This window comes from Streptomyces sp. BK239 (assembly GCF_004217285.1).
GTDB lineage: Bacteria > Actinomycetota > Actinomycetes > Streptomycetales > Streptomycetaceae > Streptomyces.
Genome location: NZ_SHKS01000002.1, coordinates 551871 through 576739, shown reverse-complemented (window position 1 = coordinate 576739; position 24869 = coordinate 551871). Strand labels below are relative to the sequence as shown.

Genomic DNA, 24869 nt, shown 5'->3' with positions numbered 1-24869 from the left:
GCGCTAATGGCTGCGCAATCCCAAACCGTTAGCCCGCCGGACCGCAGGGTCCGATGGGCGCCGAGTGAGAGGTGTGGCGTGCGGAAACCGGTGTGAATCGGCTCGCGCGGCCCCCGCTGTGCGGGCAGGATGCTGCCCGTAGCCACACGTCCTTCGCCAGCTCCCCAGGGAGGCCCGGATGACCGGCCGTACGCCCGCGCCCTTCACCGCCGACGACTACCGGACCCGCATGGAGCGGGCCGCCCGCGCGGCAGACGACGCCGGGCTGGCCGCACTCCTCGTCGCGCCGGGCCCCGATCTCGTCTGGCTCACCGGCTACGCGCCACCCGCCGCCACCGAGCGGCTCACCCTGCTCGTCCTGGCCCCCGGCCGCGACCCCGTCCTCGTCGTGCCCACCCTGGAGGCCCCCGACGCCGCGAAGGCGGTCGGCGCGCCCGCGCTCACCCTGCGGGACTGGACCGACGGCAAGGACCCCTATGCCGTCACCGCCGCGCTGCTCGACGCGCGCGGCCGGTTCGGCGTCAGCGACAACGCCTGGGCGATGCACCTGCTCGGCCTGCAGAAGGCCCTGCCGGACACCTCCTACGCCGCCCTCACCGAGGCCCTGCCCATGCTGCGGGCCGTCAAGGACCCGGCGGAGCTGCGGCTGATGGCGGCCGCGGGAGCGGCCGCGGACGCGACGTTCGAAGAGATCCGGAAGGTTCCCTTCGCCGGCCGGCGCGAGTCCGAGGTGGGCGCCGACCTCGCGGACCTGCTGCGGCGGTTCGGGCACTCCCAGGTCGACTTCACCATCGTCGCCTCCGGCCCGAACGGCGCGAATCCGCATCACGAGGTCGGTGAGCGCGTCATCGAGCGCGGGGACATGGTCGTCCTCGACTTCGGCGGACTGAAGGACGGCTACGGCTCCGACACCTCGCGCACCGTCCACGTCGGCGAACCCACCGACGAGGAACGCAGGGTCCACGACCTGGTGCGCGAGGCCCAGGAGACGGGCTTCCGGGCGGTGCGGCCCGAGGTCGCCTGCCAGGAGGTCGACCGGGCCGCCCGCGCGGTCATCGCCGACGCCGGGTACGGCGAGTACTTCATCCACCGCACCGGCCACGGCATCGGCGTCACGACGCACGAGCCGCCGTACATGATCGAGGGCGAGGAGCAGCCCCTCGTGCCCGGCATGTGCTTCTCCGTGGAGCCCGGCGTCTACCTGCCCGGCCGGTTCGGGGTGCGCATCGAGGACATCGTCACGGTGACGGAGGACGGCGGCCGCCGGCTCAACGACACCACCCGCGAACTGGTCACAGTGGACTGAAGGCTCCCGTGGCATCCCCGGCATCCACCCCGAACGGCGACGGCGCGACCATGACCCAGGCACCCATCCCCACCGCGGACACCGTCCGCCGACTGGTCCGCGCGCTCCTCGAGGAGGGCGAGGAGAGCGGCGGAACCGGGGGCGGCGCAGGGCCCGAGGTGCGGCCCGTGCGGCCCGCCGCCGACGGCGGGGCACGGACCTGGTGGGTCGGCTCCCGCCACGTCCTGCGGCTCGCCGCCGACCGTGAGGCCGCCGACCGCAGGCGGCGCGAGCTGCGCCTGCGCGACCTCGTCCGCCCGCACCTGCCGGTCGCCGTGCCGGTCAGCGTCGCGCACGGCGACTGGTCCCCGGGCCTGCCCTACACCCTGGACGTCCGGCTGGCGGGCGGCACCGGCGAGGAGCACGACGTGTCGGCCGTCGGCGAGGCCGACCTCGCCGGGCTGCTGGGCGGTCTGCGTGAGGTCCCGGCCCGGCAGGCCGAGGCCCTCGGCGTGCCCCGCACCGCCCCGCGCTCACTGGAGGCGCTTCGCCGCATGGCCGTCGCCGCCGCCGAACGCCTCGCCCATGCCGACGAGTTCGACCCGGCCCGGCTGAGCCAGCTCACCCCGCTGGGCGCGGCCCAGCTCGCCGCCCAGCCCGCCACCACCGTCCTCGTCCACCACGCGCTGACCGGCGAGCACCTCGTGGTCAGCCCCGACGGCAGGGTGCGCGGCGTCCTCGACTGGTCCCGGACGGTCCTCGGGGACCCCGCCGAGGACATCGCCACGCTCGCCCTCGCCGTCGGCTCCGGCGCCGCCGTCCGCGCCGCCACCCTCACCGGTTACGGCGCCCGCCCCTGCCTGCGCGGTCTGTGGCTGGCCCGCTGCGACACCGTTCTGCGCCTCGCCGACCGGCTCGACGGCCGCTCCACCGCCTCCCTGCCCCTGCTGCGCACCCGGCTCCGCAGGGCATGGGAGGCGATCCTGCTGGAACGCGTGACCGAGCTGAGAGAGGACGAGGACGGAGCGGACCCGGAACTGTGACCGGCGCCCGGCGCCCCGCCTCAGGGGTGCGGCGCCCCTCAGTCCTGCTCCAGCACCACGCACGCCTCCCCGGGCACCTGCAGCAGCCCGTCCGGCCCCGGGGCCTCGACCGGCTCCCAGGCCGCCAGCACCCGGGCGGGGCGGGTGCCCAGGGGAACGGCCGCCGGGTCCTTGCCGAGGTTGACCACCACCCGGACGTCGCCCCGGCGGAAGGCCAGCCAGCGGGCCCGCGCGTCATGGGCGACCTTGATGTCGGCCAGGTCGGGGTCGGTCAGGTCCGCCAGCTCGTGCCGCAGCGCGATCAGCCTGCGGTACCACTCCAGCACGCGCGCGTGGGGCTCGCGCTCAGGCTCCGACCAGTCCAGGCAGGAACGCTCGCGCGTCGCCGGGTCCTGCGGGTCGGGCACGTCCTCCTCGGCCCAGCCGTGCGCCGCGAACTCCCTGCGCCTGCCCTGGCGTACGGCCTCCGCGAGCTCGGGGTCGGTGTGGTCGGTGAAGAACTGCCAAGGTGTGCCGGCCGCCCACTCCTCGCCCATGAACAGCATCGGCGTGAACGGGGAGGTCAGGATCAGCGCGGCCGCGCAGGCCAGCAGGCCGGGGGAGAGCGAGGCCGACAACCGGTCGCCCTGGGCGCGGTTGCCCACCTGGTCGTGGGTCTGGCCGTACCCGAGGAGCCGGTGCCCGGGCAGCCGGGTCCGGTCCAGCGGCCGCCCGTGGCGGCGGCCCCGGAAGCTGGAGTACGTGCCGTCGTGGAACCAGCCGCCGGTCAGGGTCTTGGCGAGCGCCCCGAACGGGTCGCGCGCGAAGTCGGCGTAGTAGCCCTGGGACTCGCCGGTCAGGGCGGTGTGCAGGGCGTGGTGGAAGTCGTCGTTCCACTGCGCGTGCAGGCCCAGGCCGCCCTCCCGGCGGGGCGTGATCAGCCGGGGGTCGTTCAGGTCGGACTCGGCGATCAGGAACAGCGGCCGGCCCGTCTCCGCGGCGAGCGCGTCCACCGACTCCGCCAGCTCCTCCAGGAACGGGTACGCGCGCGTGTCGGCCAGCGCGTGCACCGCGTCCAGGCGCAGCCCGTCCAGCCGGTAGTCGCGCAGCCACGCCAGCGCACTGCCCAGCAGAAACGCGCGGACCTCGTCCGAGCCGGGGGCGTCCAGGTTGACGGCGGAGCCCCACGGCGTGTGGTGGGTGTCCGTGAAGTACGGGCCGAAGGCGGGCAGGTAGTTCCCGGACGGCCCCAGATGGTTGTGCACGACGTCCAGGACGACGCCGAGGCCGAGCTCGTGCGCCCGGTCCACGAACCGCTTCAGCGCCTGCGGCCCGCCGTACGGCTCGTGCACCGCCCACAGCGACACGCCCTCGTAGCCCCAGCCGTGCCGTCCGGGGAAGGGGCACAGCGGCATCAACTCGACGTGTGTCACGCCGAGTTCGACGAGATGACCGAGCCGGTCCGCGGCCGCGTCCAGGGTGCCCTCGGGCGTGTACGTGCCCACGTGCAGCTCGTAGAGGACCGCGCCCGCCAGCGGACGGCCCGCCCACCGCGCACGCCACGTGTGGCGGCCGTGGTCGACGACCGCGCTCAGCCCGTCGGGGCCGTCCGGCTGACGGCGGGAGCGCGGATCGGGCAGCACGGGCCCGTCGTCCACCGCGAAGCCGTACCGGCTGCCGTCGGCGGCCTCCGCCTCACCGGTCCACCAGCCCGCCCGGTCCGGATCGCGTTCCAACGCGCGCGTGACGCCGTCGCACTGGAGCGTCACACGTTCGGCCTGCGGTGCCCACACCTCGAACTGCACGGACGGTTCCCCTTCGTCTGCTCACCGGGATGTAGCCGGTCCCATCGTGCTCCAAACGGGATCAATCCGCTTTCGGAACGCTCCGCTTGCCCTGAGGTGTCGCGACGCGGGCGCCGGAACGGGCACGCGTGGCCGTCGTTCTCCCGTTTTCTGGACACCCGGGGTCCGCTGACCGACAATCACGAGCGTGACGTCGTCCTTCGAGTTCAACACCTCCCCCGCGCGGCTCTCGGACGCGGAGCGCGACCGGGCGCTGAAGGAGCTCCGCGACGGCGTCGCCCTGGGCAGGCTGTCGCACGACACCTTCATCCGCCGCATGGAGCTGGCGCTCGCCGCCCGCCGTTCCGACGAGCTCGTCGCCCTCACCGCCGACCTTCCCAAGGAGAACCGCTTCTCCCGCGTCGTCTTCGGCGCCGTCGAGGCGGTCTCCGGCTTCGGCGTCCGGCTGCGCCGCGCCTGGCAGGCCGAGCGGCTGCCCAAGCTGCTGCTGCCGCACCCCGACACCGCGTACGCCCTGCGCATCGGCCGGGACCCGGGGAACGGGCTCCGGCTGCACCACGAGAGCGTCTCGCGCGCGCACGCCGAACTCAGACGCCAAGGCGGCATATGGGTCCTGCGCGACCTGGGCTCCACCAACGGCACGACGGTCAACGGCCGCCGCGTCATCGGCGCGGCCGTGGTCCGGGAGGGCGACATGGTCGCCTTCGGCCGCATGGCCTTCCGCCTGTCGACGACCTGACTCCGGCAACCCGCCGGACCACCGCCGCACGATCGGGTGAGCGGGACTGGGGAACCGGGCCCGTCGTGCCGATGCACCGGGCATGAACCCCCTTCCCACGCCGCACCTGCTGGCCGCCCTCCCCGGCGCGGCCGCCCTGCTGCTCTCCATCGGCGCCGTCACCCCCGCCGAGGCCGGCATCCCCGGCGACCGGCTCCGACGGCCCGCCAGCGAGGGCGAGTGCAAGAAGACCTACGAGAACGTCCCGAAGACGGCCGGGCCCGGCCTGCCGTAGACAAGGCACGCGCCGCCCTGACCTGGACGACCCGCGCCCATCCGCTGACGACCGTGCGCCCCGCCGGTGCCGCCTCCGTCGGCGGCACCGCGGGCCGGCGCTCACCGTGCCGCGCCCTCGCGGGCGTGCAGGGCCGCGGCGACGACCGTCCGGGACTGGTGTTCGACCTGGTGCTCCAGCGGCACCCAGCGCGCGCGGAAGCGTTCCGCGAAGGTGCCGCTCCAGGTCTCGACGAGGCGCCCGAGACGCGGGGCGGCGCGGTCGTCCTGCTCCCGCAGGACCCGCCACAGCATGGCCGCGGCCCGCAGCGGCAGCCGGCGGGCGAAGGCGTCCACGCTGCCCACGTACGCCATGGAGGTGCCCGCGGGCGGGGTGTGGACCCAGTCCGAGGCCAGACCGGGCGTCAGTTCCAGCGTCCAGCGGGCCGCCCTCAGCAGCGGCCCGTCGACGCCCTCCAGGCGCGGCAGCGCGTCCGCCAGCAGCAGCTCGACCTCCGCCGCGTCCCGCCGCAGCCGCTCCGCCAGACGCCGGATCGCCGCCGCCGGGGCCGGATGCGGCGCGGGGTCGTCCACCAGGTCGCTCGCCCACATCGGCACCTCCACGACCGCCGTCAGACCGCCGTAGCGGTGCGCGTGGTACCAGGTGCTGTGCCGGGCGTCGTCCGGCAGGCTCGGGTACGCCGCACGCGCCCCAGGCCCCGGCATCACGTGCACGCCGGGACCGGACGCCGGCCAGCCCGCCGCGTCCGAGGCGCCCGTCTCCACCGGGATGTGCCACTGCGCCGCGGATTTGGCGAACGGTTCCGCCAGCCCGGGTATGTCCCTCGTCAACTGCACCCAGCTGCCGCCCAGATCGGTGCCGTGCAGCGTCACCTGGAGGTAGGGGCGCAGCTCGTCGATGACACGGGTCAGCGCCCGCGTCTCGGGCGGCAGCCGGTCGGGCGGGAGCACGGCGGGCGACCACTCGGGCTGTTCCGGTCCCGCCGGCCGGAAGAAGCCCCGGTGGTACTCCAGCAGGCTGCTCGGCGCCGGCGTCACATGCAGACTGGCCCCGTCGGGATCCGCGCACAGCAGGAAGTGCCAGGACGTGCCGTCCCGCAACTCCGGCTCACGCACCACCCGTTCGGCGACGGCGAGAAGCGTGGGGCCACCGGTCGGCTCGTTCGCGTGCGCCCCGGCGACGACCAGCACCGCCCGCCGGGCGTGCCCCACGGACAGCAGGCGCAGAGGGCGTCCTGCGCGTGAGGTCCCCACCTGTCGCAGCGTGCACAGCCCGGGGCGTGACGCAGCCAACGCCCCTGCCCGGGACGTCAGTTCGGTCACCGTGGGGTAGCGCAGCTCCGGCAGGAGACTCACCCCCGTCTTGTCCGCCCGGCCTTCGCATCCGCAGTACCCCACGGACTCCGGGCCCTGTCAAGGACGCCTCCGTGGAGCCGCGAGGGGACCGCCGGAACCGGTCAGTCCACCCGTTCCAGCAGGGCCGCCGGCAGCCGCTCGAACAGCTCCTCCACCCGCGTGTGCCCGGTGAACTCCCGCCCCGGCGACAGGAGGTCGGCCCACCGCCCCGGCGGCAGCGTCAGCCGCGTGTCACCCCAGCCGCCCGCCTCCGCCAGCCGCATCGACAGGCGGGTCACCGCCGTCACCGCCCGCCCGGAACGGGCGAAAGCCAGGCAGTGCTCCGCGGCCGGGCCCTCGGCCGGCAGCGCCTCGTACGTCGCCGACGTGCCGAAGGCGTCCGGCCACCGCCGGCGCAGCCGCAGCGCCGCCGCGCTCACCTCCGCCTTGACGCCCGGATCCGCCGGCGGGAAACGGACCGGACGCCGGTTGTCGGGGTCCACCAGCGCCAGGTACTCGTCCTCCGTGCCCTGGTAGACGTCCGGCACGCCCGGCATCGTCAGATGCACCAGCGCCGTGCCCAGCACGTTCGCCCGGACGTGCGGCTCCAGCGCGCCGCGCAGCGCGGCCACCCGCTCGCCCGGCGGCCCGCACGGCCCCGCCTCGACGAACGCCGCCACCGCCTCCTCGTACGACGGCTCCTGCTCCGTCCAGCTCGTGCGCAGCCCCGCCTCGCGCACGTGCTTCAGCAGCGCCTGACGGACCCGCTCCGCGTCGGCCGGGCCGAGCCCGAACACCGTCTGCCAGGCCGCCCACGCCGTCTGCCCGTCCGGCGCACCCTCGTCCGCGCCCGTGACCTGCTCCAGCACCCGCGCCCAGCGCCCCGGGCACTCCGTCAGCACGGCCAGCGCGGCCCGTACGTCGGCGCTGCGCTTGGTGTCGTGCGTCGACACGACCGTCCCGCCGGCCGGCCAGTCACGCTGCACGCGCGCGCAGTACGCGTGGAAGACGGCCGGGGACACCCCCTGCCGGCCCGGATCGCCGCCCACCTCGTTCGCCGACAGCAGCGGCACGTACCGGTAGAACGCCGTGTCCTCCAGCGCCTTGGCCCGCAGCGCGGACGACGTCTGCGCGAACCGGGCCCGGAACTCCGCCGCCGCGGGGCCCTCGCCGCGCCCCAGCACCAGAGCGCGCACCACGTCCACCGCGCCCGCCTCCTCGGGCACGGCGAAGGCGCGCCGCGCCTCCTCGGCGGCCTCCTCCGTGACGACGGCGGCCGCGTCGCCCGGGCCGTAGGGCCGGTAGACCTCCATGCGCACCAGCAGTTCCACCAGCGCCGTGCGCAGCGCCCAGGGCGCGCGGTCGCGCAGCGCGGGGTCGCAGGAGGCGGCGCACACACGCACCGCCGTCCGGGTCAGCCGGTCCAGTTCGGTGGCCAGTTCGTGCCGGAGCACCGCGTACGCCGCCCGCCGCGCGGTCGCCGGCCAGTCGCCGCCCGCATCCGGCCGGGGGGCCGCGTGACGCCGGTACAGGTCCTGGAGCTCCCCGGCGCCCTGGGCGTCCGTGAACAGGCCGTCGACGTGGCGCAGGGCGTCGTAGCCGGTGGTGCCCGCGACCGGCCAGGTGTCCGGGAGGCGCTCGCCGTCCGCGAGGATCTTCTCGACGACCGTCCAGCGGCCGCCGCTCGCCTCGTCCAGCCGCTCCAGGTAGCCGCCGGGGTCGGCGAGCCCGTCGGGGTGGTCGACGCGCAGCCCGTCCACCACGCCCTCGTGCAGCAGCTGGAGGATCTTGGCGTGTGTGGCCTCGAAGACCCCGGGGTCCTCCACCCGCACCCCGATCAGCTCGGAGATGCTGAAGAACCGCCGGTAGTTCAGCTCGGTCCGGGCCAGCCGCCACCACACCGGCCGGTACCACTGCGCGTCCAGCAGCTGCGGCAGGGGCAGGTCCCCGGTGCCCTCGCGCAGCGGGAGGACATGGTCGTGGTAGCGCAGCAGGTCCCCGTCGACGCGCAGGTCGTCCAGCACGTCGCCCAGCGGCCCGCCGAGCACCGGCAGCAGCAGCTGGCCGCCCTGCGCCTGCCAGTCGACGTCGAACCAGCGCGCGTACGGCGACTTGGGGCCCTCCCGCAGCACCTCCCACAGGGCGCGATTGTGGGCGGGGGCCATGGCCATGTGGTTGGGGACGATGTCCACGACCAGCCCGAGCCCGTGCTCCCGCGCGGTGCGCGCGAGGTCCCGCAGCCCCTCCTCGCCGCCCAACTCCTCGCGCACGCGCGCGTGGTCCACCACGTCGTACCCGTGCAGCGAGCCGGGCACCGCCTCCAGCACGGGCGACAGGTGCAGATGCGACACCCCGAGCGAGGCCAGGTACGGCACGGCCGCGGCGGCGGCGCCGAACGGGAACCGGGGCTGGAGCTGAAGGCGATAGGTGGCCGTGGGCACGACGGGTCCGACACGCTCAGAGGTCATGGAACCCTACGTACCCTCTCCCGCCCCTTTCCTGACACTCGGAACCGCCCGAACAGGCGGGCCGGGCGCGAGCCCGGGGCCCCGCCCACCCCGGGACGCCGAGGCGATCCCGCCCGCCCCGGCCCGTCAGGCCGGCCGCTGGAGGACGGTCATGCTGCGGTCCGTCAGGGTGAGGCGGTCACCGGCGGCGACCTCGACGGCCTCGTCCCCCGCCACCGCGCCCGGGTTCGCCGTGTCCACGACGACCTGCCACCGTGGGCCGTGGTCGACCGGGACCACGAACTCCAGCGGGCGCGGCGAGGCGTTGAACATCAGCAGGAACGAGTCGTCGCTGATCCGCTCCCCGCGCGCCCCGGGCTCCGAGATCGCGTTGCCGTTGAGGAACACCGTCAGCGCCGACGCCTGTGCCGACGTCCAGTCCCGCTGGGCCATCTCCTTGCCCTCCGGAGTGAACCAGGCGATGTCCGACAGGTCGTCGTGGGTCCCCTCCACCGGCCGCCCGTGGAAGAAGCGCCGCCGCCGGAACACGGGGTGCTCCTTGCGCAGCCGCACCACCGCGCGCGTGAAGTCGAGCAGCTCGCCGCCCTCCCCGCCGGGCTCGGGCCACTCCACCCAGGCCAGCTCGCTGTCCTGGCAGTAGGCGTTGTTGTTGCCGCGCTGGGTGCGCGCCACCTCGTCCCCGTGGCTGATCATCGGCACGCCCTGGGACAGCATCAGGGTGGCCAGGAAGTTGCGCATCTGCCGCGCGCGCAGCTCCAGCACCTCGGGGTCGTCGCTTTCGCCCTCCACGCCGCAGTTCCACGACCGGTTGTGGCTCTCGCCGTCGCGGTTGTCCTCCCCGTTGGCCTCGTTGTGCTTTTCGTTGTACGACACCAGGTCGTGCAGGGTGAACCCGTCGTGGCAGGTCACGAAGTTGATCGAGGCCAGCGGTCGGCGACCGTCGTCCTGGTAGAGGTCGGAGGACCCGGTCAGCCGGGAGGCGAACTCCGCGAGCGTGCGCGGCTCACCCCGCCACAGGTCCCGCACGGTGTCCCGGTACTTGCCGTTCCACTCGGTCCACAGCGGCGGGAAGTTCCCCACCTGGTAGCCGCCCTCGCCCACGTCCCACGGCTCGGCGATCAGCTTCACCTGGGAGACGATCGGGTCCTGCTGCACCAGGTCGAAGAACGACGACAGCCGGTCCACCTCGTGGAACTGCCGGGCCAGCGTCGCCGCCAGATCGAAGCGGAACCCGTCGACGTGCATGTCCGTCACCCAGTACCGCAGCGAGTCCATGATCAGCTGGAGCACGTGCGGGGACCGCATGAGCAGCGAGTTCCCGGTCCCGGTGGTGTCCATGTAGTAGCGCGGGTCGTCGGCCAGCCGGTAGTACTGCGGGTTGTCCAGACCCCGGAAGGACAGCGTCGGGCCCAGGTGGTTGCCCTCGGCGGTGTGGTTGTAGACCACGTCGAGGATGACCTCGATGCCCGCCTCGTGCAGCGCCCGCACCGCCGACTTGAACTCCAGCACCTGCTGCCCGCGGTCGCCCCAGGAGGCGTACGCGTTGTGCGGGGCGAAGAAGCCGATCGTGTTGTAGCCCCAGTAGTTGTTCAGGCCCATGTCGACGAGCCGGTGGTCGTTGACGAACTGGTGTACGGGCATCAGCTCCAGCGCTGTGACGCCCAGCTCGGTGAGGTGTTCGAGGATCGCCGGGTGCGCGAGGGCCGCGTAGGTGCCGCGCAGTTCCTCCGGCAGCCCCGGATGGCGCATCGTGAGGCCCTTCACGTGCGCCTCGTAGATCACCGTGTGGTGGTACTCCGTACGGGGGCTGCGGTCGTCGCCCCAGTCGAAATAGGGGTTGACCACGACGGACGTCATCGTGTGGGGCGCCGAGTCCAGGTCGTTGCGCCGTTCGGGGGAGCCGAAGTGGTAGCCGTACACCTCCTCGCCCCAGCGGACCGAGCCGCTGACCGCCTTCGCGTACGGGTCGAGCAGCAGCTTCGCCGAGTTGCAGCGCAGGCCGCGCTCGGGTGCGTACGGGCCGTGCACACGGAAGCCGTACCGCTGCCCCGGCATGACGCCCGGCAGGTACGCGTGCCGCACGAAGGCGTCGCTCTCCCGCAGTTCCACCGCCGTCTCCGAGCCGTCGTCGTGCAGCAGACACAGCTCTACTCGGTCCGCGGCCTCCGTGAAGACCGCGAAGTTCGTTCCGGCGCCGTCGTACGTGGCGCCGAGGGGGTATGCCTCTCCAGGCCAGACCTGCATGGATACGACTCTTTCAGGTGTGCCGTCCCGCTGGGGGTCCCTTGCCATCGAGTCTCCCGGAAAGTGCCGAAGGTAAACACCGGCGCGTCCTCTTCACCCTGCGCGTCGTCCGCTTCACCCCGGTACGACAAGTACGGGCCGCGGGCCGGCGGCGAAACCGTCCCTCCGCCGGCTCCCGGCGCGGCGGACACGCCGGCGGGCGAGCGGGCGGAAGGCCCCCACCCGCCCCGTGACCTGGGTGAACCCCGGATCCCGCCGTGTCGCGCGCGGTGCGGTCCCACGGCCCGTGCCGGTCCGCGGACAGAGCCCGCGGCTCGCCCAGCGCGCCGTGAGCACCATGAATCCGATCACTGGGAGCGCCCCTGCCGGACGGAACGCGCTTGCGGGCCCGAGTAGTTGGGAAACGACCTGTGCATCCGGCTGCACCGCCGACCGCTCGCGGAGTACCCTTCCTTGATCGTTGGCAGATCGTAGGAAGAACGCGGGCGCCTCGGCGCCGGGAACGACGCTGGGACCAGGGTGCCCGGGGGAGCGGAAGGCGGTACGCGGGTGGGCTCGGGAGGGCTGGAGCTGCCCCCTGGTGACGAGGGTCACGAGGGAGGCTCCTCCACAGACGTCCCTTCCGGCACGGTGTCCCTGGCCCGTCCGATGGAGGGCGCCATCGGACCGGAGCTGGACTGGGACGCCGACGCCTGGCGTGAGGTCCGCACCCGCGCCCAGCGGGCCGGCCGGGCCTACATCTGGCTGAACCTCGTCGAACAGCGGCTGCGCGCGGTCGTGTCCGCCGTCCTGCGGCCCATCTACGAACCCGTCCACGGCGACGACTGGGTGGTCGCCGCGGCCGGGCCCGCCGGACAGGAGTGGGTGCACCGCGCGGTCGCCGTGCGCGAAGTCAGCCGACGGAAGGGCTACTTGCTCGACCCGGCCGACGACAACGTCATCTCCTTCCTGACGCTGCCGCAGCTGCGCGAGCTGATGGTGCAGCACTGGCCCTGCTTCGAGCCGTACCTCGACGACCGCCGCGACGTCGAACTCGCCCTGGACGAGCTGGAGGTCACCCGCAACGTCGTCTCCCGCAACCGGGCCCTGTCCGAGGCGGTCCTCGGCCAGGCCGAACGCGCCTCCGCGCGGCTGCTGGAGACGCTCGGAACGGGCGGTGACGTGCCCTCCGCGCGCCGACTGCCCGTCGACGCGGTCGAGGACCTCGTCGGCGACCGGTACGCGGACGTGGTCGCCGTGCACCCCGACCGGGTGCGGCTGATGCGGCAGTTCCCCGCAGAGGACATCTTCGACGGCGCCCGCCGTCTCGACGCGATCGGCATCGGCCTCAACCTGCTCGTGCAGAACTTCTCCGGCCGCCGGCTGATCCGGCTCGCCGAGGCCGGCGCCCGGGTCCGGCTGCTGTTCCTCAACCCCGCCTCCAGCGCGGTCAAGCGCCGGGAGCGCGAACTCGGCATGAAGCGGGGTGAGTTGAGTCGTTCGGTGGAGATGAACATCCTGCACATGCGCCGGGTCCGCTCCCGGCTGCGCGACCCGGGCGCCTTCCAGATCCAGGTGTACGACGAGACGCCCCGCTTCACCGCCTACCTGGTCGACGGCGACGGCACCGACGGCGTCGCGGTCGTGCAGTCGTATCTGCGGCGCATGCGCGGGATGGAGGCGCCGGTGCTGGTCCTGCGCAACGGCAGCCGGGTGGTCAGGTCGGGCGATACGGACGAAGGCGGGCTTTTCGGGGCGTACCGCGAGGAGTTCGAGCTCGCCTGGGTGGATTCGCGTCCGGTGTCCTGAACCTCCCGGTTCCTCCGCCGAGTCGGCCGCGCGAGCGGGACGCCGGACGGCCGGGCGGCCGGGACGCCGGAGGACCGGGCTTCGGAGCGCCGGTCGGCCGGGCGGCCGGAGCGTCGATGGGCCGGGCAACCGGAACGCGGCCCTCTGATTGTCAGTGGCGCGTGCGAAGGTGGGGACCACTGGGGGAAAGCACCACCGAGAAGGGGGGCCACCATGGCCTGGCACCGAGAGCTGCTCATCGGCTTCGACCTGGAGACGACCGGCACGGATCCGCGCGAGGCGCGCATCGTCACAGCGGCCGTGATCGAGGTCAAGGGCGGGCAGGTCCTGGGCCGTCGGGAGTGGCTGGCCGATCCGGGCGTGGAGATCCCGGCCGACGCCGTCGCCGTGCACGGCATCAGCAACGAGCGGGCGGCGACCGAGGGCCACCCGGCCGACCAGGTCGCGAACGCCATCGCGGACGTCCTGGTGACGTACTGGAAGACGGGCGTGCCGGTCGTCGCCTACAACGCGGCCTTCGACCTCTCGCTGCTGTCCGCCGAACTCAGGCGGCACTCCCTGCCGTCGCTGCGCGAGCGGCTGGGCGGCCGGGCCCCGGCCCCGGTCATCGATCCCTACACCATCGACCGCTGGGCCGACCGCTACCGCCGGGGCAAACGCAACCTCGAAGCGGTCTGCGCCGAGTACGGCGTCGTCCTCGACGCGGCGCACGACGCCTGCGCCGACGCGCTCGCCGCGGCCCGCCTGGCCCGCGCGATAGCCGAGCGCCACCCCAAGGTCGCCGGCCTCGGCCCCGCGGAGTTGCACCTGAGGCAGATCGACTGGTACGCCGAATGGGCCGCCGACTTCCAGGCCTTCCTGCGGCGCAAGGGCGACACCGAGGCGGTGGTCGACGGGACCTGGCCGGTCAAGGAACCCGCCGACGAACCGGTCTGAGCGGCCGCGTCCCCGACCGGGGCGACCGTCAGAACGGGTACCAGCGCACCGCCTCGTCCCCGTCCCGCAGTGACGCGACCCGGCGCTCGAACTCGGCCAGGGCCGCGGGATTGCTCGGCGCGTGCTGGGCGACCCAGGCGCAGCTCGCCGTCTCGCGAGCGCCGCGCAGCACACCGCAGCCCGCCCACTCCCGCACGTCCCAGCCGTAGGCGGCGGTGAAGGAGTCGTAGGCGTCGGCGGGAAGGCCGTAGCGGTCGCGGGAGAGGGCCATGACGACCAGGTCGTGCTCGCGCAGGTCGGCGGCGAAGGTCTCCAGGTCCACCAGGACGGGGCCGTCCGGGCCGATGTGCACATTGCGGGGCAGGGCGTCGCCGTGGACGGGGCCGGGCGGCAGGTGCGGGGTGAGCGCGGCGGCAGCCGTCGCGAAACCGTCCCGGCGCTCGCGCAGGAAGGCGGCGTCGGCCGGGTCGATCGCGTCGCCCGCGAGCCGCAGCCAGCGCTCCACGCCGGCCAGCAGATCGCGCGGCGGCAGGGCGAAAGAGGGAGCGGGCAGGGCGTGCACCCTGCGCAGGAGGGCGGCCAGGTCGCGCGGTTCGGCGGGCCGTACCGGGTCCGGCAGCCTGCGCCACACCGTCACCGGGTGGCCCTCGACCAGCAGGGCGCGCGGTTCGGCGGCGCGCACGGCGGGGACGCCGGCCTCCTCCAGCCACGCGGCGACGTCCAGTTCGCGGCGGGCCCGGTCGAGGAGTTCGGCGTCGCGGCCCACCTTCACCACCAGGGGGCCGGCGGCGAACACCGCGTTCTCGCCCAGGGCGAGGAGCCGCGCGTCCCCGGCCGGGCCGGGCAGCACCCCCGCCGCGGCCAGTACGTCCCGCGCGCGTGCCTCGTCCATGGTCCGCCTCCGTGTCGCTTCCGTGCCCCGCCCCGGCCGTCGCGCAGGCCTCGGGGCATCCGACGGCCAGTCTCGCATTCGCACAGGTGGGGCCGGGTTTCAGGTGAGCGTGGGGCCGGTCACGAGTCGTCCCTTCGCGTCGTAGGGCCAGACGTTGGGCACGCAGCCCCGCATGCCCTTGATCTGCTGCATCATCGCGGGGGCCGGGCGGCCCGGTCCGGGGCAGTCGACGTGGCCGTGGCCGAGGAAGTGGCCGATCTCGTGGTTGATGATCAGGGCACGGTACGCGGTCACGTCCTTGGCGTAGACGGGCGTCGCCAGAAGCCAGCGTTTGAGGTTCACCATGACCCTGTCGGCCACGTTGCAGTTGACCTCGCCGCCGGTGTCCAGCCCGAACCGACCGCAGATCTCGTCCACGGTCCCCGGCGTCGCGACCCGTACGACGAAGTCGGCGGCGCCGCCCGACACCCGCCGGAACGCCGAGCGGCCGTCGGCGGTCCAGCCGCGACGGTCGGCGAGGACGCCCTCCACCTGCCGTGCGACGTCCGCGGCGGACAGCGCGAGTCCCTTCTCCACCTCGACCCGGTAGCGCAGCACCTTCCCCTTCCCCGCCTGCGCGCTGCCACCGGGAGCAACGACGAAGGTGCCGGGGCCGGTGGCCGGGATGACGGGCGCGGAGGGGGATGCCGCGGGTGGAGCCGGTGAGCCGGCGGCGACCGGGCCGGACGGGCCGGCGGACGGAGCGGCGGGTGGGCCGGACGGGGAGGGGGCCGACGGTAACCGGTCGGTGGGCCGGACCGGTGCGGGGGAGGAGCCACGGCTCCCGGCCGCCTTCTCGCCGTCGTCCGCCCATCCGGCGACCGCGAAACCGCTGGCTCCGAGGACGGTGAGCGCGGCCAGTCCCGCCCACAGCACGCCGGCGCGCCGCCGCCCGGAGGCGGGAGTGGAGCCGCCCCGACGGTGACGGCGACGGGCGGAATGTGATCGGTGCGTGCTCATGGTCGTCCAGGTTGTGATCGTGATGTGATCGAATCTGGCTCGAATGATAACGAAGCAATAACGGCCCATGCTCCGCGGGTCCATATGATCATCCGGTAACAGAAATCCGAACGGCCGCTCGGTGTACGGATACTGAGCGCATGTCACGCGTTCTGCTGATCGAAGACGACCGTGCCGTACGGGAGGGGATCGCCCTTGCCCTGCGCCGCCGCAGCCATGAGGTCGCCGTCGCCGTGACCGGCGAGGAGGGGCTCGAACGGCTCCGGTCCTTCCGGCCGGACGTCGTGGTGCTGGACCTGATGCTGCCCGGCATGCCCGGCCTGGACGTGTGCCGCGCACTGCGCGCCCTCGACCAGACCCTGCCCATCGTCATGGCGACCGCGCGCGGCGACGACGAGGACATCGTCGTGGGGCTGGAGTCCGGGGCGGACGACTACGTCGTCAAACCCGTGCAGGCACGGGTGCTGGAGGCCCGCATCCGGGCCGTGCTGCGCCGGGCCGCAGCGGTGCCCGCCGACCGCGGCATACCCAGGATCGACACCTACGGCGACCTGGCCGTCGATCGCGCCGGACTCTCCGTGACCTGGCGGGGCGCGCGCGTCGCGCTCGCCCCCTCCGAACTTCGCCTGCTGCTCACCCTCTCCGCCGCACCCGGCCAGGTGTTCAGCCGGCAGCAACTCCTCGAAGCGGTCTGGGAGCACAGCTACCACGGGGACGCCCGGCTGGTGGACGCCTGCGTCAAACGACTGCGCGCCAAGATGGGCGAGCCCCCGCGCGAGCCCCGCTACATCCAGACCGTGCGCGGCTTCGGCTACCGGTTCGCGTCCCGGTGAGGCGAGCGCTGCCGGCCGCCCGGCTCCGCCTCCGCCATCTGCTCGGTCTGCGAACCAGGCTGGTGGTGGCCTTCACGCTCGTCGCCGCCCTCACCGCCGCCGCCACCGGCTCCCTGACCTTCCGCGAGGCGCGCACCGGAGTGCTCCAGCAGAGCCAGGACACCGTGATCAAACTGCTGCGCGACAAGGTCGACGGACTGAGCGTCGTCATCAGTCTCCCGGCCGAGCAGGAGGACCTGAAGGACTTCGCGGACGAGGTGGCCTCCGCCGACCCGACCAGGAGCTGGCGCGTGCTGGTCGCCTACGGTGAGCTGCGCGCCACCTCCACCCCGAACGACCCGTTCCCCGAACTGACCCCCGCCCTGCGCGAGGCGGTGAGCTCCCGTACGGCCACCGTCTTCCAGCGGGTGCGCAGCGGCGACCACACCGCGCTCGTCGTCGGCATGCCCGTCATCTATGACAAGGCCGACGGGGCGAGCGCGTTCGCAAGCGGCGTGCAGGTCTACATGACGGTGCCGCAAACCACCGAAGCGGCGTACGTCGACGCCCTGGTCGACGCGGCCGAACGGGCCACCGTGCCCGCCTTGGCGCTGGCCGTGCTGCTCGCGTTGCTCGCGGCACGCGGGGTGCTGCGCCCGGTGCGCGCCCTGCGCCACGCCACCCGCAGCATCGCCGAAGGGAAACTCGACACCCGGCTCGCCGTCCACGGATCCGACGAACTCGCCGATCTGTCCCGCACGTTCAACGAGACGGCCGCCGCGCTGGAGGAGTCCGTGGCCGAGCTGCGGGGCATGGAGGCCCGGGCCCGCAGGTTCGCCGCCGACGTCTCCCATGAACTGCGCACCCCGCTGGCCGCCATGGCGGCGGTCACCGACGTCCTCGACGAGGACGCCGACCGCCTCGACCCGGACACCGCCACCGCCGTCCGGCTGATCAGCCAGGAGACTGTGAAACTGGCCCGGCTGGTGGACGACTTGATGGAGATCTCCCGCTTCGACGCGGGCGCGGCGGTGGCGCACCTCGACGAGATCGACCTCGCCGAGTCACTGCGCCGCACCCTCGCGGCCCGCGCCTGGACCGATCGTGTGGAGACCGATCTGCCGCCGCCCGACGTCCTGCGCGGACGCGTCGACCCGCGCCGCCTGGACGTCGTCGTCGCCAACCTGGTCGGCAACGCGCTGCGGCACGGCGCCCGCCCCGTCCGACTGCGCCTGCGGGAGCGGCAGGACGCGAGCGGGAGGCGCGAGGGGAGGATCGCCGTCATCGAGGTGCTGGACAGCGGGACCGGCATCCCCGCGACGGTCCTGCCCCATGTCTTCGAGCGCTTCTACAAGTCCGACGCCGCCCGCACCCGCACAGAGGGCAGCGGTCTGGGCCTCGCGATCGCCGCCGAGAACGTCCGGGTGCACGGCGGCGCCGTCCGCGCCGCCAACCGGCCCGAGGGCGGCGCCGTGTTCACCGTCGAGATCCCGCTCCGCCCGGACGGGCCCTGGTCCGAGGAGGGCCGACCGTGAGATCCGTGCACCGAGCCGCCCTGCTGTGCCTTCCGGCGCTGGCCGCTCTCGCCTCCTGCGGCATCCCCACGACCGGCGTGATCGAGGCGGGCCGCCCCGCAGGTGGTGTCATGCCTCGGGCACACGTCTACTTCGTGGTGGGCGAGACCCTCGTCGACGTGCCCCGCAGGACCACCGCGCCGGTCGGCGTCGAGTCCGCCGTCGACGCCCTGCTCCAGGGCCCGACGCCGGAGGAACGCGCCCAGCGCCTCACCACACTGCTGCCGCCGGGGCGCACGACGACCCGCACGACCGGCCCGGACCTCGTGCGGGTACGCACGAAGGGCGTCCAGGTGACGATCGAACTGACGCGAAGGGTGGATCTGTTGGGCGAGCTCGCGGCCGCCCAGCTGATCTGCACGGTTCTCGCGGCACAGGGCGTCGCCGACCAGGGCGCCGCCCCGGCGTCGGCGACCGTCCGGGACGCGGCCGGCCACGACGTAGGCGGAACCGGCCGGAGCTGTCAGGCGGGTTGATGGACACCCGTTGTGCAGTCGTCGGCCACGCGCACGTCACCGGGGTCCACGAAAGTCACACGGGCACCGTCCCGCTCGCCGCTCGTTCACGGCGGCGACTCCGCCCCGTGCGCCGCGCCTCCTGGAGACTCAGTTGACCACCGCTTCGGCCCTGGAGACCCTCGCGCCGACCCCGAACGGCGGCCCGGGCGTACCCGCCCGGTCCGCGCGTGAAGGGTTCGCCCGCACCCTGACCCGTCGTCGGTGGCCGGCCGCCGCCGAGTGCGTGGTCGCCGTGGCGACGGCGCTCGGCTTCACCGCCTGGGGTGTGACGGTCGACGACAACCCGGTCACGCGGGTGGGTCAGGTGAGCGGGCTGTCGAACCTTCAGTTCCGGCTCGCCCTGCTCGTGTTGGTGGTTCTCGCCGTGGTGGGCTGGGCGACCGTGCGCGGGAGCGAGCGGGTGCGGGCGGTGACGGTCCGGCTGGCCGCGGCGGCCGTCGCCGGGCTGAGCACCGGGTTCATCGGCGCGGGCCAGGTGTTCGCCCTGCGCGGGACCCCCTGGCCCCTCAACGGACCCTACGGCGACAACAACCGCATCCTCGGCTGGGCCGAGGAGATCCTGCACACCGGCTCGATGGACGCGTTCTACCCGCCCGCCGTGCCCTACATACTCGGTTACGCGGCCAAGGCCGGCCTCTTCGACGGGCAGCCGGCCTTCGGCCTGAAGTGGCTGTTCATCGCGTTCGTCGCGCTGACCGGGCCGGTCGCCTACCTCGCCTGGCGGTCGTGCCTGCGGCCGCTGCCGGCGCTCGCCGTCGGCCTGCTGCCCGCGCTCCAGCAGACGCTGCCGCACAAGCCGTACAGCCCGTTCGTCCTCGTCGCCCTCGTGCCGCTCATCGCGAAGCTGCTGCTGTGGCTGCGCGCCTCGCCCCGCTTCACCACCCGCGGGACGGCGGGGCGCGGCGCGTTCCTCGGGGTCGTCTTCGGGCTGCTCTTCCTCGTGTACTCCGGCTGGCACGTGTGGTCCCTGCCCGGCGTGCTCGTCGCCGTCCTCTTCTTCTACCCCTGGCAGACCGGACGGCTGCGAGGACTGCTCTTCCTCGGCAGTTCGCTGGCCGGGTTCCTGCTCGTCGCGGGCCCGTATCTGCGGGTGCTGCTCGGTGCCACCGGCACCCGCGACCAGTGGTGCTCCGGGTTCGCGCTGACCGAGCCCGCGTACATCGGCACCACCCCGCTCAGCAGCCGGGCCTGGGACGAGCCGGGGGAGTACCCGGGCTTCGGGGAGTTCGCCGGACTGCACACCTACGCCGTGATCGTCCTGATCGGGCTCGGCGTCGCCGTCGCGCTCGGGCTGCGCAAGGCGGTGGTCGTCGCCCCGCTCGCCTGCTTCGCGAGCGCCTGGTTCATCCGGTTCTGGCTGGCCGGGCACATGGAGGCGGACCAGCAGGTCCAGCTCTTCCCCCGGACGACGCTGCAGATCCAGGTGACGCTCACAGCCCTCGCCGTCCTGGCGTGCGTCCTCGCGGCCGGAAAGCTGGCGCCGCTCGTCCGCCGGGCCGGGACCTCGCCCTCACGGCAGTTCTCCGCCGTCGGAGCGCTGCTCGCGTTGGCCCTGGCGGGCGGCATGATCGGCTCGTTCTTCGCCAACCAGTACCTTCCCACCGCGCCCGCTGAGCGGCAGGTGGGCGTGATGGCCTGGCAGGCCCACCAGTTCCGCAAGCCCGACGGCGCCTGCCCCGCGTACGCCGACCGGCACGAGTGCCAGGACTTCCCGAACCGCCCCGTCGTCGAACCGCCCACCGCCAAGCGGCTGGTGTGCGAGTACCCGTGGCGCAAGGTCGGCCGCGACGGCTCGATCGAGGTGCTGCCGCCCCGCCCGTAGGGCGCCTCGTGCCGGCCCTCGGTTCAGGCGAGGGCGGTGACCAGCAGGGCGAAGGCGGCGACGATGACGGCGACGCGGACGTAGTGGAAGCGGTCCCAGTGGTTCATCTGCTGCTCCCAGTCGGCGGGCAGGCCGTCCGCGGTCCACGTCTTGACGCGGTTGTTGATCGGGACGAGCAGCAGGATCGACATGACCACGCTGATGATCAGCAGCGCGGCGGCGCTGACGACGAGGCCCGCGCCGTCGTGGCGCCGTCCGGCGACGGCCCAGACCGCGCTGAGGACGAGCGAGCCGATGTACCAGAACGGCATCACGGCGCCGAGCAGCCGGGCCCCGTGAATCCGGCCGCGCAGGCCGTTGTCGCCGGGGAGGCCGCCCAGGATGGGGTTGACGAAGAAGGCGACGGAGAACTCCACCCCCACCATCACGCCGACGATCACGGTGGTGAAGACCTCGAGTGCGTTGAGCATGAAGACCCCTCCTGGAATCAATCTAGCGTTGCTAGCCGGTGAGGCAATGCTAGACCTAATGCCGCTCGATTGTCTAGCGATGCTAGCAAGGAGTGCGCGTCCATGAACTCGCTTGCACGAGACGTCTCGTCTCGTCTACGGTCCCGGCATGACCACTCCCGCGCACATCGCCATGTTCTCCGTCGCCGCCCACGGGCATGTGAACCCCAGCCTCGAGGTGATCCGTGAACTCGTCGCGCGCGGTCACCGGGTCACCTACGCCATCCCGCCCGCCCTCGCCGACAAGGTCGCCGGGACCGGCGCCGAGGTCGTGCCCTGGCACTCCACGCTGCCCGGCCCCGACGCCGACCCGTCGGCCTGGGGCGCCACCCTCCTCGACCACGTGGAGCGCTTCCTCGACGACGCGATCCAGGCGCTGCCCCAGTTGGCCGAGGCTTACGACGGGGACGAACCCGACCTCGTCCTGCACGACATCACCTCCTACCCGGCCCGCGTCCTGGCCCACCGATGGGGCGTCCCCGCGATCTCCCTCTCGCCCAACCTCGTCGCCTGGGACGGCTACGAGCAGGAGGTCGCCGAGCCGATGTGGGCGGAACCGAGGAAGACCGAGAGGGGGCAGACCTACTACGCCCGGTTCGCGGCGTGGCTGGAGGAGAACGGGATCACCCGGCACCCCGACGCCTTCGTCGGACGGCCCGCCCGTTCCCTGGTGGTCATCCCGAAGGCGCTCCAGCCGAACGCCGACCGGGTCGACGAGAGCGTGCACACGTTCGTCGGCGCCTGCCAGGGCGACCGTGCCGCCGAGGGCGCCTGGACGCGGCCCGCCGACGCGCGGAAGGTCGTGCTCGTCTCGCTCGGCTCCGCCTTCACCAAACAGCCGGACTTCTACCGCGCCTGCGTCGAGGCGTTCGCCGCGCTGCCCGGCTGGCACCTCGTGCTCCAGATCGGCCGGCACGTCGACCCCGCCGAACTCGGGGAGCTGCCGGACAGCGTCGAACTCCACTCCTGGGTACCGCAGTTGGCGATCCTGAAGCAGGCCGACCTGTTCGTCACCCACGCCGGCGCGGGCGGCAGCCAGGAGGGGCTGGCCACGGCGACCCCGATGATCGCCGTACCGCAGGCCGTGGACCAGTTCGGGAACGCGGACATGCTCCAGGCGCTCGGCGTGGCCCGGCACGTCCCGACGGAGGAGGCCACCGCCGAGAGTCTGCGTGACGCCGCCCTGGCCCTGGTCGACGACCCCGAGGTCGCCCGCCGGCTGAAGGAACTCCAGGCGGAGACGGCGGCCGAGGGCGGCACACTCCGCGCCGCCGACCTGATCGAGGCCGAGCTGCCCCGGAACCGGTCCTGAGCCGGCTCGACCGGCCGTGAGACGAGCCGAGCCGCGCTCGAACCCGGCATGACCGAGGGCCCGCCGGCCTCCCTGGAGACCGGCGGGCCCTCGCAGCGTGGGAGCCCTGGCGGGCCGTCGATCAGCTACCCCGCTCAGACCTTGACGGGCTCGCCCTCGTCGTCCCGAGTCACCGGCGCGATCGCCTCCGGCGACTCGTCGTGCGTGAGGTCGGGCAGCCGGTGCAGCCACTTCGGCAGGTACCAGTTGCGCTCGCCGAGCAGCGCCATGACCGCCGGGAGCAGCACGCCCCGGATGATCGTCGCGTCGATCAGCACCGCGGCCGCGAGGCCCACCCCCATCTGCTTCATGGACTGCATGGACAGCGTTCCGAAGATCGCGAAGACGGCGACCATGATGACGGCGGCGCTGGTCACGACGCCCGCCGTGGTGACAACGCCGTGCATGATCGCGTCCTTCGTCGTCCGTCCCCGCAGCCGCGCCTCACGGATCCGGGAGACCACGAACACGTGGTAGTCCATCGACAGGCCGAACAGGATCACGAACAGGAACAGCGGCAGCCAGGTGATGATGGCGCCCACGCCCTCCGCGCCCACCAGCGACGCGCCCCAGCCGTGCTGGAAGACGCCCACGAGGATGCCGTACGCGGCGCCCACCGACAGCAGGTTCAGCACGATCGACGTGATCGCGATCGTCAGCGAGCGGAACGACAGCAGCATCAGAGCGAAGGCGAAGACCACGACGAACGCGAAGACCGGGACGACGGCCCCGCCCAACTGGTCGTTGAAGTCCTCGGACCCGGCGACCTGTCCGGTGATCGGCGCGTCGAGGCCGTCCACCTTGCCGAGCGTGGCCGGCCGCACCTCGTCGCGCAGCTTGTCCAGGCTCGCGCCCGCCTTGTCCAGGTCGGAGCCGCCGACCAGCGGGACGTACACGAAGGCGACGTTCTGCTGGTCGTGCAGCTTGATCTCGACCGGGCCGCGCGAGGCGCCCGAACTGACCGCTTGCGTACGGAACTCGGCGAGCGCCGACTTCACCTCGGGTGCGTTGATGTCCTTCGCCCGGACGACCACCTCGGCCGGCTGGGAGCCGCCGGGGAAGGCCTCGTTGAGCCGGTTGTAGGTCTGCACGATGGGCAGCGAGTCGCCGAACTCCTGGTCCAGCGTGAGCTGTTGCGTCTTCATGCCGAGCGCGGGCACGGAGATGGCGAGCAGCGCGCCGGCCGCGACGACGACCGAGATCACCGGCCGAGCGAGCACGCCCTTGAGCACGGCCGTCCAGAACCGGCTCTCGCCGTTGCCCCGCCCCCGGTTGCGGCGCAGCCGGCTCTCCGGGTGCAGGTAGGGGATCTTGCCCTTCTCGACCCGCTCGCCCAGCAGCGACAGCAGCGCCGGCAGCACGGTCACCGAACCGACCATGGCCACGGCCACCACCATCAGCGAGGCCAGGCCCATCGCCTCGAACTCGGCGAGCCCGGTGAACAGCATGCCCGCCATCGCCACGCACACCGTGACACCGGAGACGACGATCGCCCGGCCGCTGGTCGCCGCGGCGATCCGCAGCGCGGTCTGCGCGTCCCGGCCGGCCGCCCGCTCCTCACGCTCCCGGCGCAGGTAGAACAGGCAGTAGTCGACGCCGACGGCCAGACCCACCAGCAGCATCACGGAGTTGGCGGTGTCGCTCATCGGCACCACATGGCTGGCCAGGCCCATCAGACCCATCGTCGCCATGATCGCGGTGATGGCCAGCAGCACCGGCAGCAGCGCCGCGACGAGCGCGCCGAAGGCGATCAGCAGAATGCCGAAGGCCACCGGCACCGCGGAGTACTCGGCCTTCTGGAAGTCGTCCCCGAACGCGTCGCTGAACGTCTTCATCATGCTCGCGCCGCCGATCTCCTCGATCCGCAGCGACCGGTGCTCCTTCTGCACGCCGTCGACGGCCTTGAGGACCGGCTCCACCCGCTCGCCGGCGGTGTCGGAGTCACCGCGCATGTCGAACTGCACCAGCGCGCTGTGGCCGTCCCTGGAGATGGTCTGCGTGTCGTAGGGAGAGGTGACGTCGGTGACCTGTCCGGTGCCCTCGACGGCCTTCACGACCGCCTCGACGGCCTGCCGGAACTCGGCGTCCGTGGCCTTCAGGCGGCCGTCCCTGGCCTGCACGAGAACCGACTCGCTCGCCGGCTCCTCGATCCCCGCCTCCTCGATGATCTTGGCGGCGGTGTGCGTCTCGCCCTTCAGCTGGTCGCTCTCCTTGACGTCGACCCGGCCCGCCGCCGACCCGAGTCCCATGGACAGGGCGACGAACAGCACCCAGATCCCGACGGCGGCCCACCGGTGCCGGGCGCTCCAGCCGCCGGCCCGCGCGGCGATGCCCCGCACCCGCGAATCTCCGCTCTTCCCCATGACGGGCTTTCCCCCTCGAGGCGCGGCGGCGGCCCCCTGCCACCACCTTTCACCACGAAGGTAGGGCTCGGATAAAGCCAAATCGTCGTGCTGCCCGGTGACCTCCGCTCCGCCCGGGTCCTCCCCTCGGAGCG

The 24869-nt window shown here is 73.4% G+C and carries 19 protein-coding genes; 11 read left to right on the top strand and 8 right to left on the bottom strand.

All coding sequences use genetic code 11. The features are described from left to right. The first annotated feature begins 178 nt into the window (after positions 1 to 178). Both EV567_RS08430 and EV567_RS08425 read left to right on the top strand, forming a co-directional pair. Positions 179 to 1306, top strand: a complete 1128-nt coding sequence (locus EV567_RS08430) for an aminopeptidase P family protein (protein ID WP_130438022.1) — start codon at positions 179 to 181, stop codon at positions 1304 to 1306. Positions 1307 to 1356: 50 nt separating this feature from the next. Further along, positions 1357 to 2328: an aminoglycoside phosphotransferase family protein gene (locus EV567_RS08425; RefSeq protein ID WP_130438021.1), complete on the top strand. Its 972-nt coding sequence runs from the start codon at positions 1357 to 1359 to the stop codon at positions 2326 to 2328. A 38-nt stretch (positions 2329 to 2366) separates the two neighbouring features. Here EV567_RS08425 and treZ read toward each other — a convergent pair whose 3' ends face one another. Continuing rightward, positions 2367 to 4112: a malto-oligosyltrehalose trehalohydrolase gene (gene treZ / locus EV567_RS08420; RefSeq protein ID WP_130438020.1), complete on the bottom strand. Its 1746-nt coding sequence runs from the start codon at positions 4110 to 4112 to the stop codon at positions 2367 to 2369. Between the two features lie 187 nt (positions 4113 to 4299). On the opposite strand from treZ, the gene EV567_RS08415 reads away from it, so the two are divergent. Together EV567_RS08415 and EV567_RS08410 are read left to right on the top strand one after the other, a co-directional pair. After that, positions 4300 to 4851, top strand: coding sequence for a DUF1707 and FHA domain-containing protein (locus EV567_RS08415; RefSeq protein ID WP_130438019.1), 552 nt, complete (start codon positions 4300 to 4302; stop codon positions 4849 to 4851). 82 nt (positions 4852 to 4933) lie between these two features. Beyond that, positions 4934 to 5125, top strand: coding sequence for a hypothetical protein (locus tag EV567_RS08410; RefSeq protein ID WP_130438018.1), 192 nt, complete (start codon positions 4934 to 4936; stop codon positions 5123 to 5125). Between the two features lie 101 nt (positions 5126 to 5226). Here the strand turns inward: EV567_RS08410 and EV567_RS08405 are convergent, their stop codons facing one another. From EV567_RS08405 to glgX, 3 genes are all read right to left on the bottom strand, one after another. Then, positions 5227 to 6480 (bottom strand): M14 family zinc carboxypeptidase, encoded by a 1254-nt coding sequence (locus tag EV567_RS08405; RefSeq protein WP_130438017.1) that lies wholly within the window; start codon positions 6478 to 6480, stop codon positions 5227 to 5229. Between the two features lie 101 nt (positions 6481 to 6581). Beyond that, on the bottom strand, positions 6582 to 8927 hold the full coding sequence (gene treY / locus EV567_RS08400; RefSeq protein ID WP_130438016.1) for a malto-oligosyltrehalose synthase: 2346 nt from the start codon (positions 8925 to 8927) through the stop codon (positions 6582 to 6584). Positions 8928 to 9053: 126 nt separating this feature from the next. Beyond that, a complete protein-coding gene (glgX, locus tag EV567_RS08395) occupies positions 9054 to 11171 on the bottom strand; it encodes a glycogen debranching protein GlgX (protein ID WP_130438015.1) in 2118 nt (705 codons plus the stop codon). Positions 11172 to 11720: 549 nt separating this feature from the next. Between glgX and EV567_RS08390 the strand changes: the two genes are divergently transcribed. Both EV567_RS08390 and EV567_RS08385 read left to right on the top strand, forming a co-directional pair. Further along, positions 11721 to 12959 carry an SAV2148 family HEPN domain-containing protein gene (locus tag EV567_RS08390; protein ID WP_130438014.1) on the top strand — a complete coding sequence of 413 codons (1239 nt, stop codon included), beginning with the start codon at positions 11721 to 11723 and terminating at the stop codon, positions 12957 to 12959. Between the two features lie 213 nt (positions 12960 to 13172). Then, positions 13173 to 13895 (top strand): 3'-5' exonuclease, encoded by a 723-nt coding sequence (locus tag EV567_RS08385; RefSeq protein WP_130438013.1) that lies wholly within the window; start codon positions 13173 to 13175, stop codon positions 13893 to 13895. 28 nt (positions 13896 to 13923) lie between these two features. Here the strand turns inward: EV567_RS08385 and EV567_RS08380 are convergent, their stop codons facing one another. Together EV567_RS08380 and EV567_RS08375 are read right to left on the bottom strand one after the other, a co-directional pair. Beyond that, positions 13924 to 14787: a phosphotransferase enzyme family protein gene (locus EV567_RS08380; RefSeq protein WP_130438012.1), complete on the bottom strand. Its 864-nt coding sequence runs from the start codon at positions 14785 to 14787 to the stop codon at positions 13924 to 13926. Positions 14788 to 14886: 99 nt separating this feature from the next. Further along, the gene (locus tag EV567_RS08375) at positions 14887 to 15786 is read right to left on the bottom strand and encodes a DUF3152 domain-containing protein (RefSeq protein WP_130438011.1); all 900 of its coding nucleotides are present in this window, start codon (positions 15784 to 15786) and stop codon (positions 14887 to 14889) included. A 140-nt stretch (positions 15787 to 15926) separates the two neighbouring features. Here EV567_RS08375 and EV567_RS08370 point away from each other — a divergent pair, with 140 nt between their 5' ends. The 4 genes from EV567_RS08370 (at position 15927) to EV567_RS08355 (ending at position 20512) form a co-directional block, all read left to right on the top strand. Continuing rightward, positions 15927 to 16619, top strand: a complete 693-nt coding sequence (locus EV567_RS08370; RefSeq protein ID WP_130438010.1) for a response regulator transcription factor — start codon at positions 15927 to 15929, stop codon at positions 16617 to 16619. Next, complete coding sequence (locus tag EV567_RS08365; protein ID WP_242620720.1) at positions 16616 to 18133, top strand: HAMP domain-containing sensor histidine kinase; 1518 nt, start codon at positions 16616 to 16618, stop codon at positions 18131 to 18133. Before EV567_RS08370 ends, EV567_RS08365 begins: the two co-directional genes overlap by 4 nt. Further along, positions 18130 to 18648: a hypothetical protein gene (locus EV567_RS08360; RefSeq protein ID WP_130438009.1), complete on the top strand. Its 519-nt coding sequence runs from the start codon at positions 18130 to 18132 to the stop codon at positions 18646 to 18648. Before EV567_RS08365 ends, EV567_RS08360 begins: the two co-directional genes overlap by 4 nt. Before the next feature lie 133 nt (positions 18649 to 18781). Continuing rightward, positions 18782 to 20512 (top strand): hypothetical protein, encoded by a 1731-nt coding sequence (locus EV567_RS08355; RefSeq protein WP_130438008.1) that lies wholly within the window; start codon positions 18782 to 18784, stop codon positions 20510 to 20512. Positions 20513 to 20535: 23 nt separating this feature from the next. On the opposite strand, the gene EV567_RS08350 is transcribed toward EV567_RS08355, so the two are convergent. Further along, entirely contained in the window at positions 20536 to 20982 is a 447-nt protein-coding gene (locus EV567_RS08350) for a DUF1772 domain-containing protein (protein WP_130438007.1), read from the bottom strand. 148 nt (positions 20983 to 21130) lie between these two features. On the opposite strand from EV567_RS08350, the gene mgt reads away from it, so the two are divergent. Beyond that, positions 21131 to 22333, top strand: a complete 1203-nt coding sequence (gene mgt / locus EV567_RS08345) for a macrolide-inactivating glycosyltransferase (protein ID WP_130438006.1) — start codon at positions 21131 to 21133, stop codon at positions 22331 to 22333. 134 nt (positions 22334 to 22467) lie between these two features. Here the strand turns inward: mgt and EV567_RS08340 are convergent, their stop codons facing one another. Beyond that, positions 22468 to 24735, bottom strand: coding sequence for an MMPL family transporter (locus EV567_RS08340; RefSeq protein WP_130438005.1), 2268 nt, complete (start codon positions 24733 to 24735; stop codon positions 22468 to 22470). Positions 24736 to 24869: the final 134 nt, after the last annotated feature.

Coding starts and splice junctions, on each gene's coding strand:
- treY (WP_130438016.1), bottom strand. CDS start 8,927: ATGACCTCTGAGCGTGTCGGACCCGTCGTGCCCACGGCCACCTATCGC.
- EV567_RS08385 (WP_130438013.1), top strand. CDS start 13,173: ATGGCCTGGCACCGAGAGCTGCTCATCGGCTTCGACCTGGAGACGACC.
- EV567_RS08340 (WP_130438005.1), bottom strand. CDS start 24,735: ATGGGGAAGAGCGGAGATTCGCGGGTGCGGGGCATCGCCGCGCGGGCC.
- EV567_RS08380 (WP_130438012.1), bottom strand. CDS start 14,787: ATGGACGAGGCACGCGCGCGGGACGTACTGGCCGCGGCGGGGGTGCTG.
- glgX (WP_130438015.1), bottom strand. CDS start 11,171: ATGCAGGTCTGGCCTGGAGAGGCATACCCCCTCGGCGCCACGTACGAC.
- EV567_RS08350 (WP_130438007.1), bottom strand. CDS start 20,982: ATGCTCAACGCACTCGAGGTCTTCACCACCGTGATCGTCGGCGTGATG.
- EV567_RS08375 (WP_130438011.1), bottom strand. CDS start 15,786: ATGAGCACGCACCGATCACATTCCGCCCGTCGCCGTCACCGTCGGGGC.
- EV567_RS08410 (WP_130438018.1), top strand. CDS start 4,934: ATGAACCCCCTTCCCACGCCGCACCTGCTGGCCGCCCTCCCCGGCGCG.
- mgt (WP_130438006.1), top strand. CDS start 21,131: ATGACCACTCCCGCGCACATCGCCATGTTCTCCGTCGCCGCCCACGGG.
- EV567_RS08430 (WP_130438022.1), top strand. CDS start 179: ATGACCGGCCGTACGCCCGCGCCCTTCACCGCCGACGACTACCGGACC.
- EV567_RS08425 (WP_130438021.1), top strand. CDS start 1,357: ATGACCCAGGCACCCATCCCCACCGCGGACACCGTCCGCCGACTGGTC.
- EV567_RS08370 (WP_130438010.1), top strand. CDS start 15,927: ATGTCACGCGTTCTGCTGATCGAAGACGACCGTGCCGTACGGGAGGGG.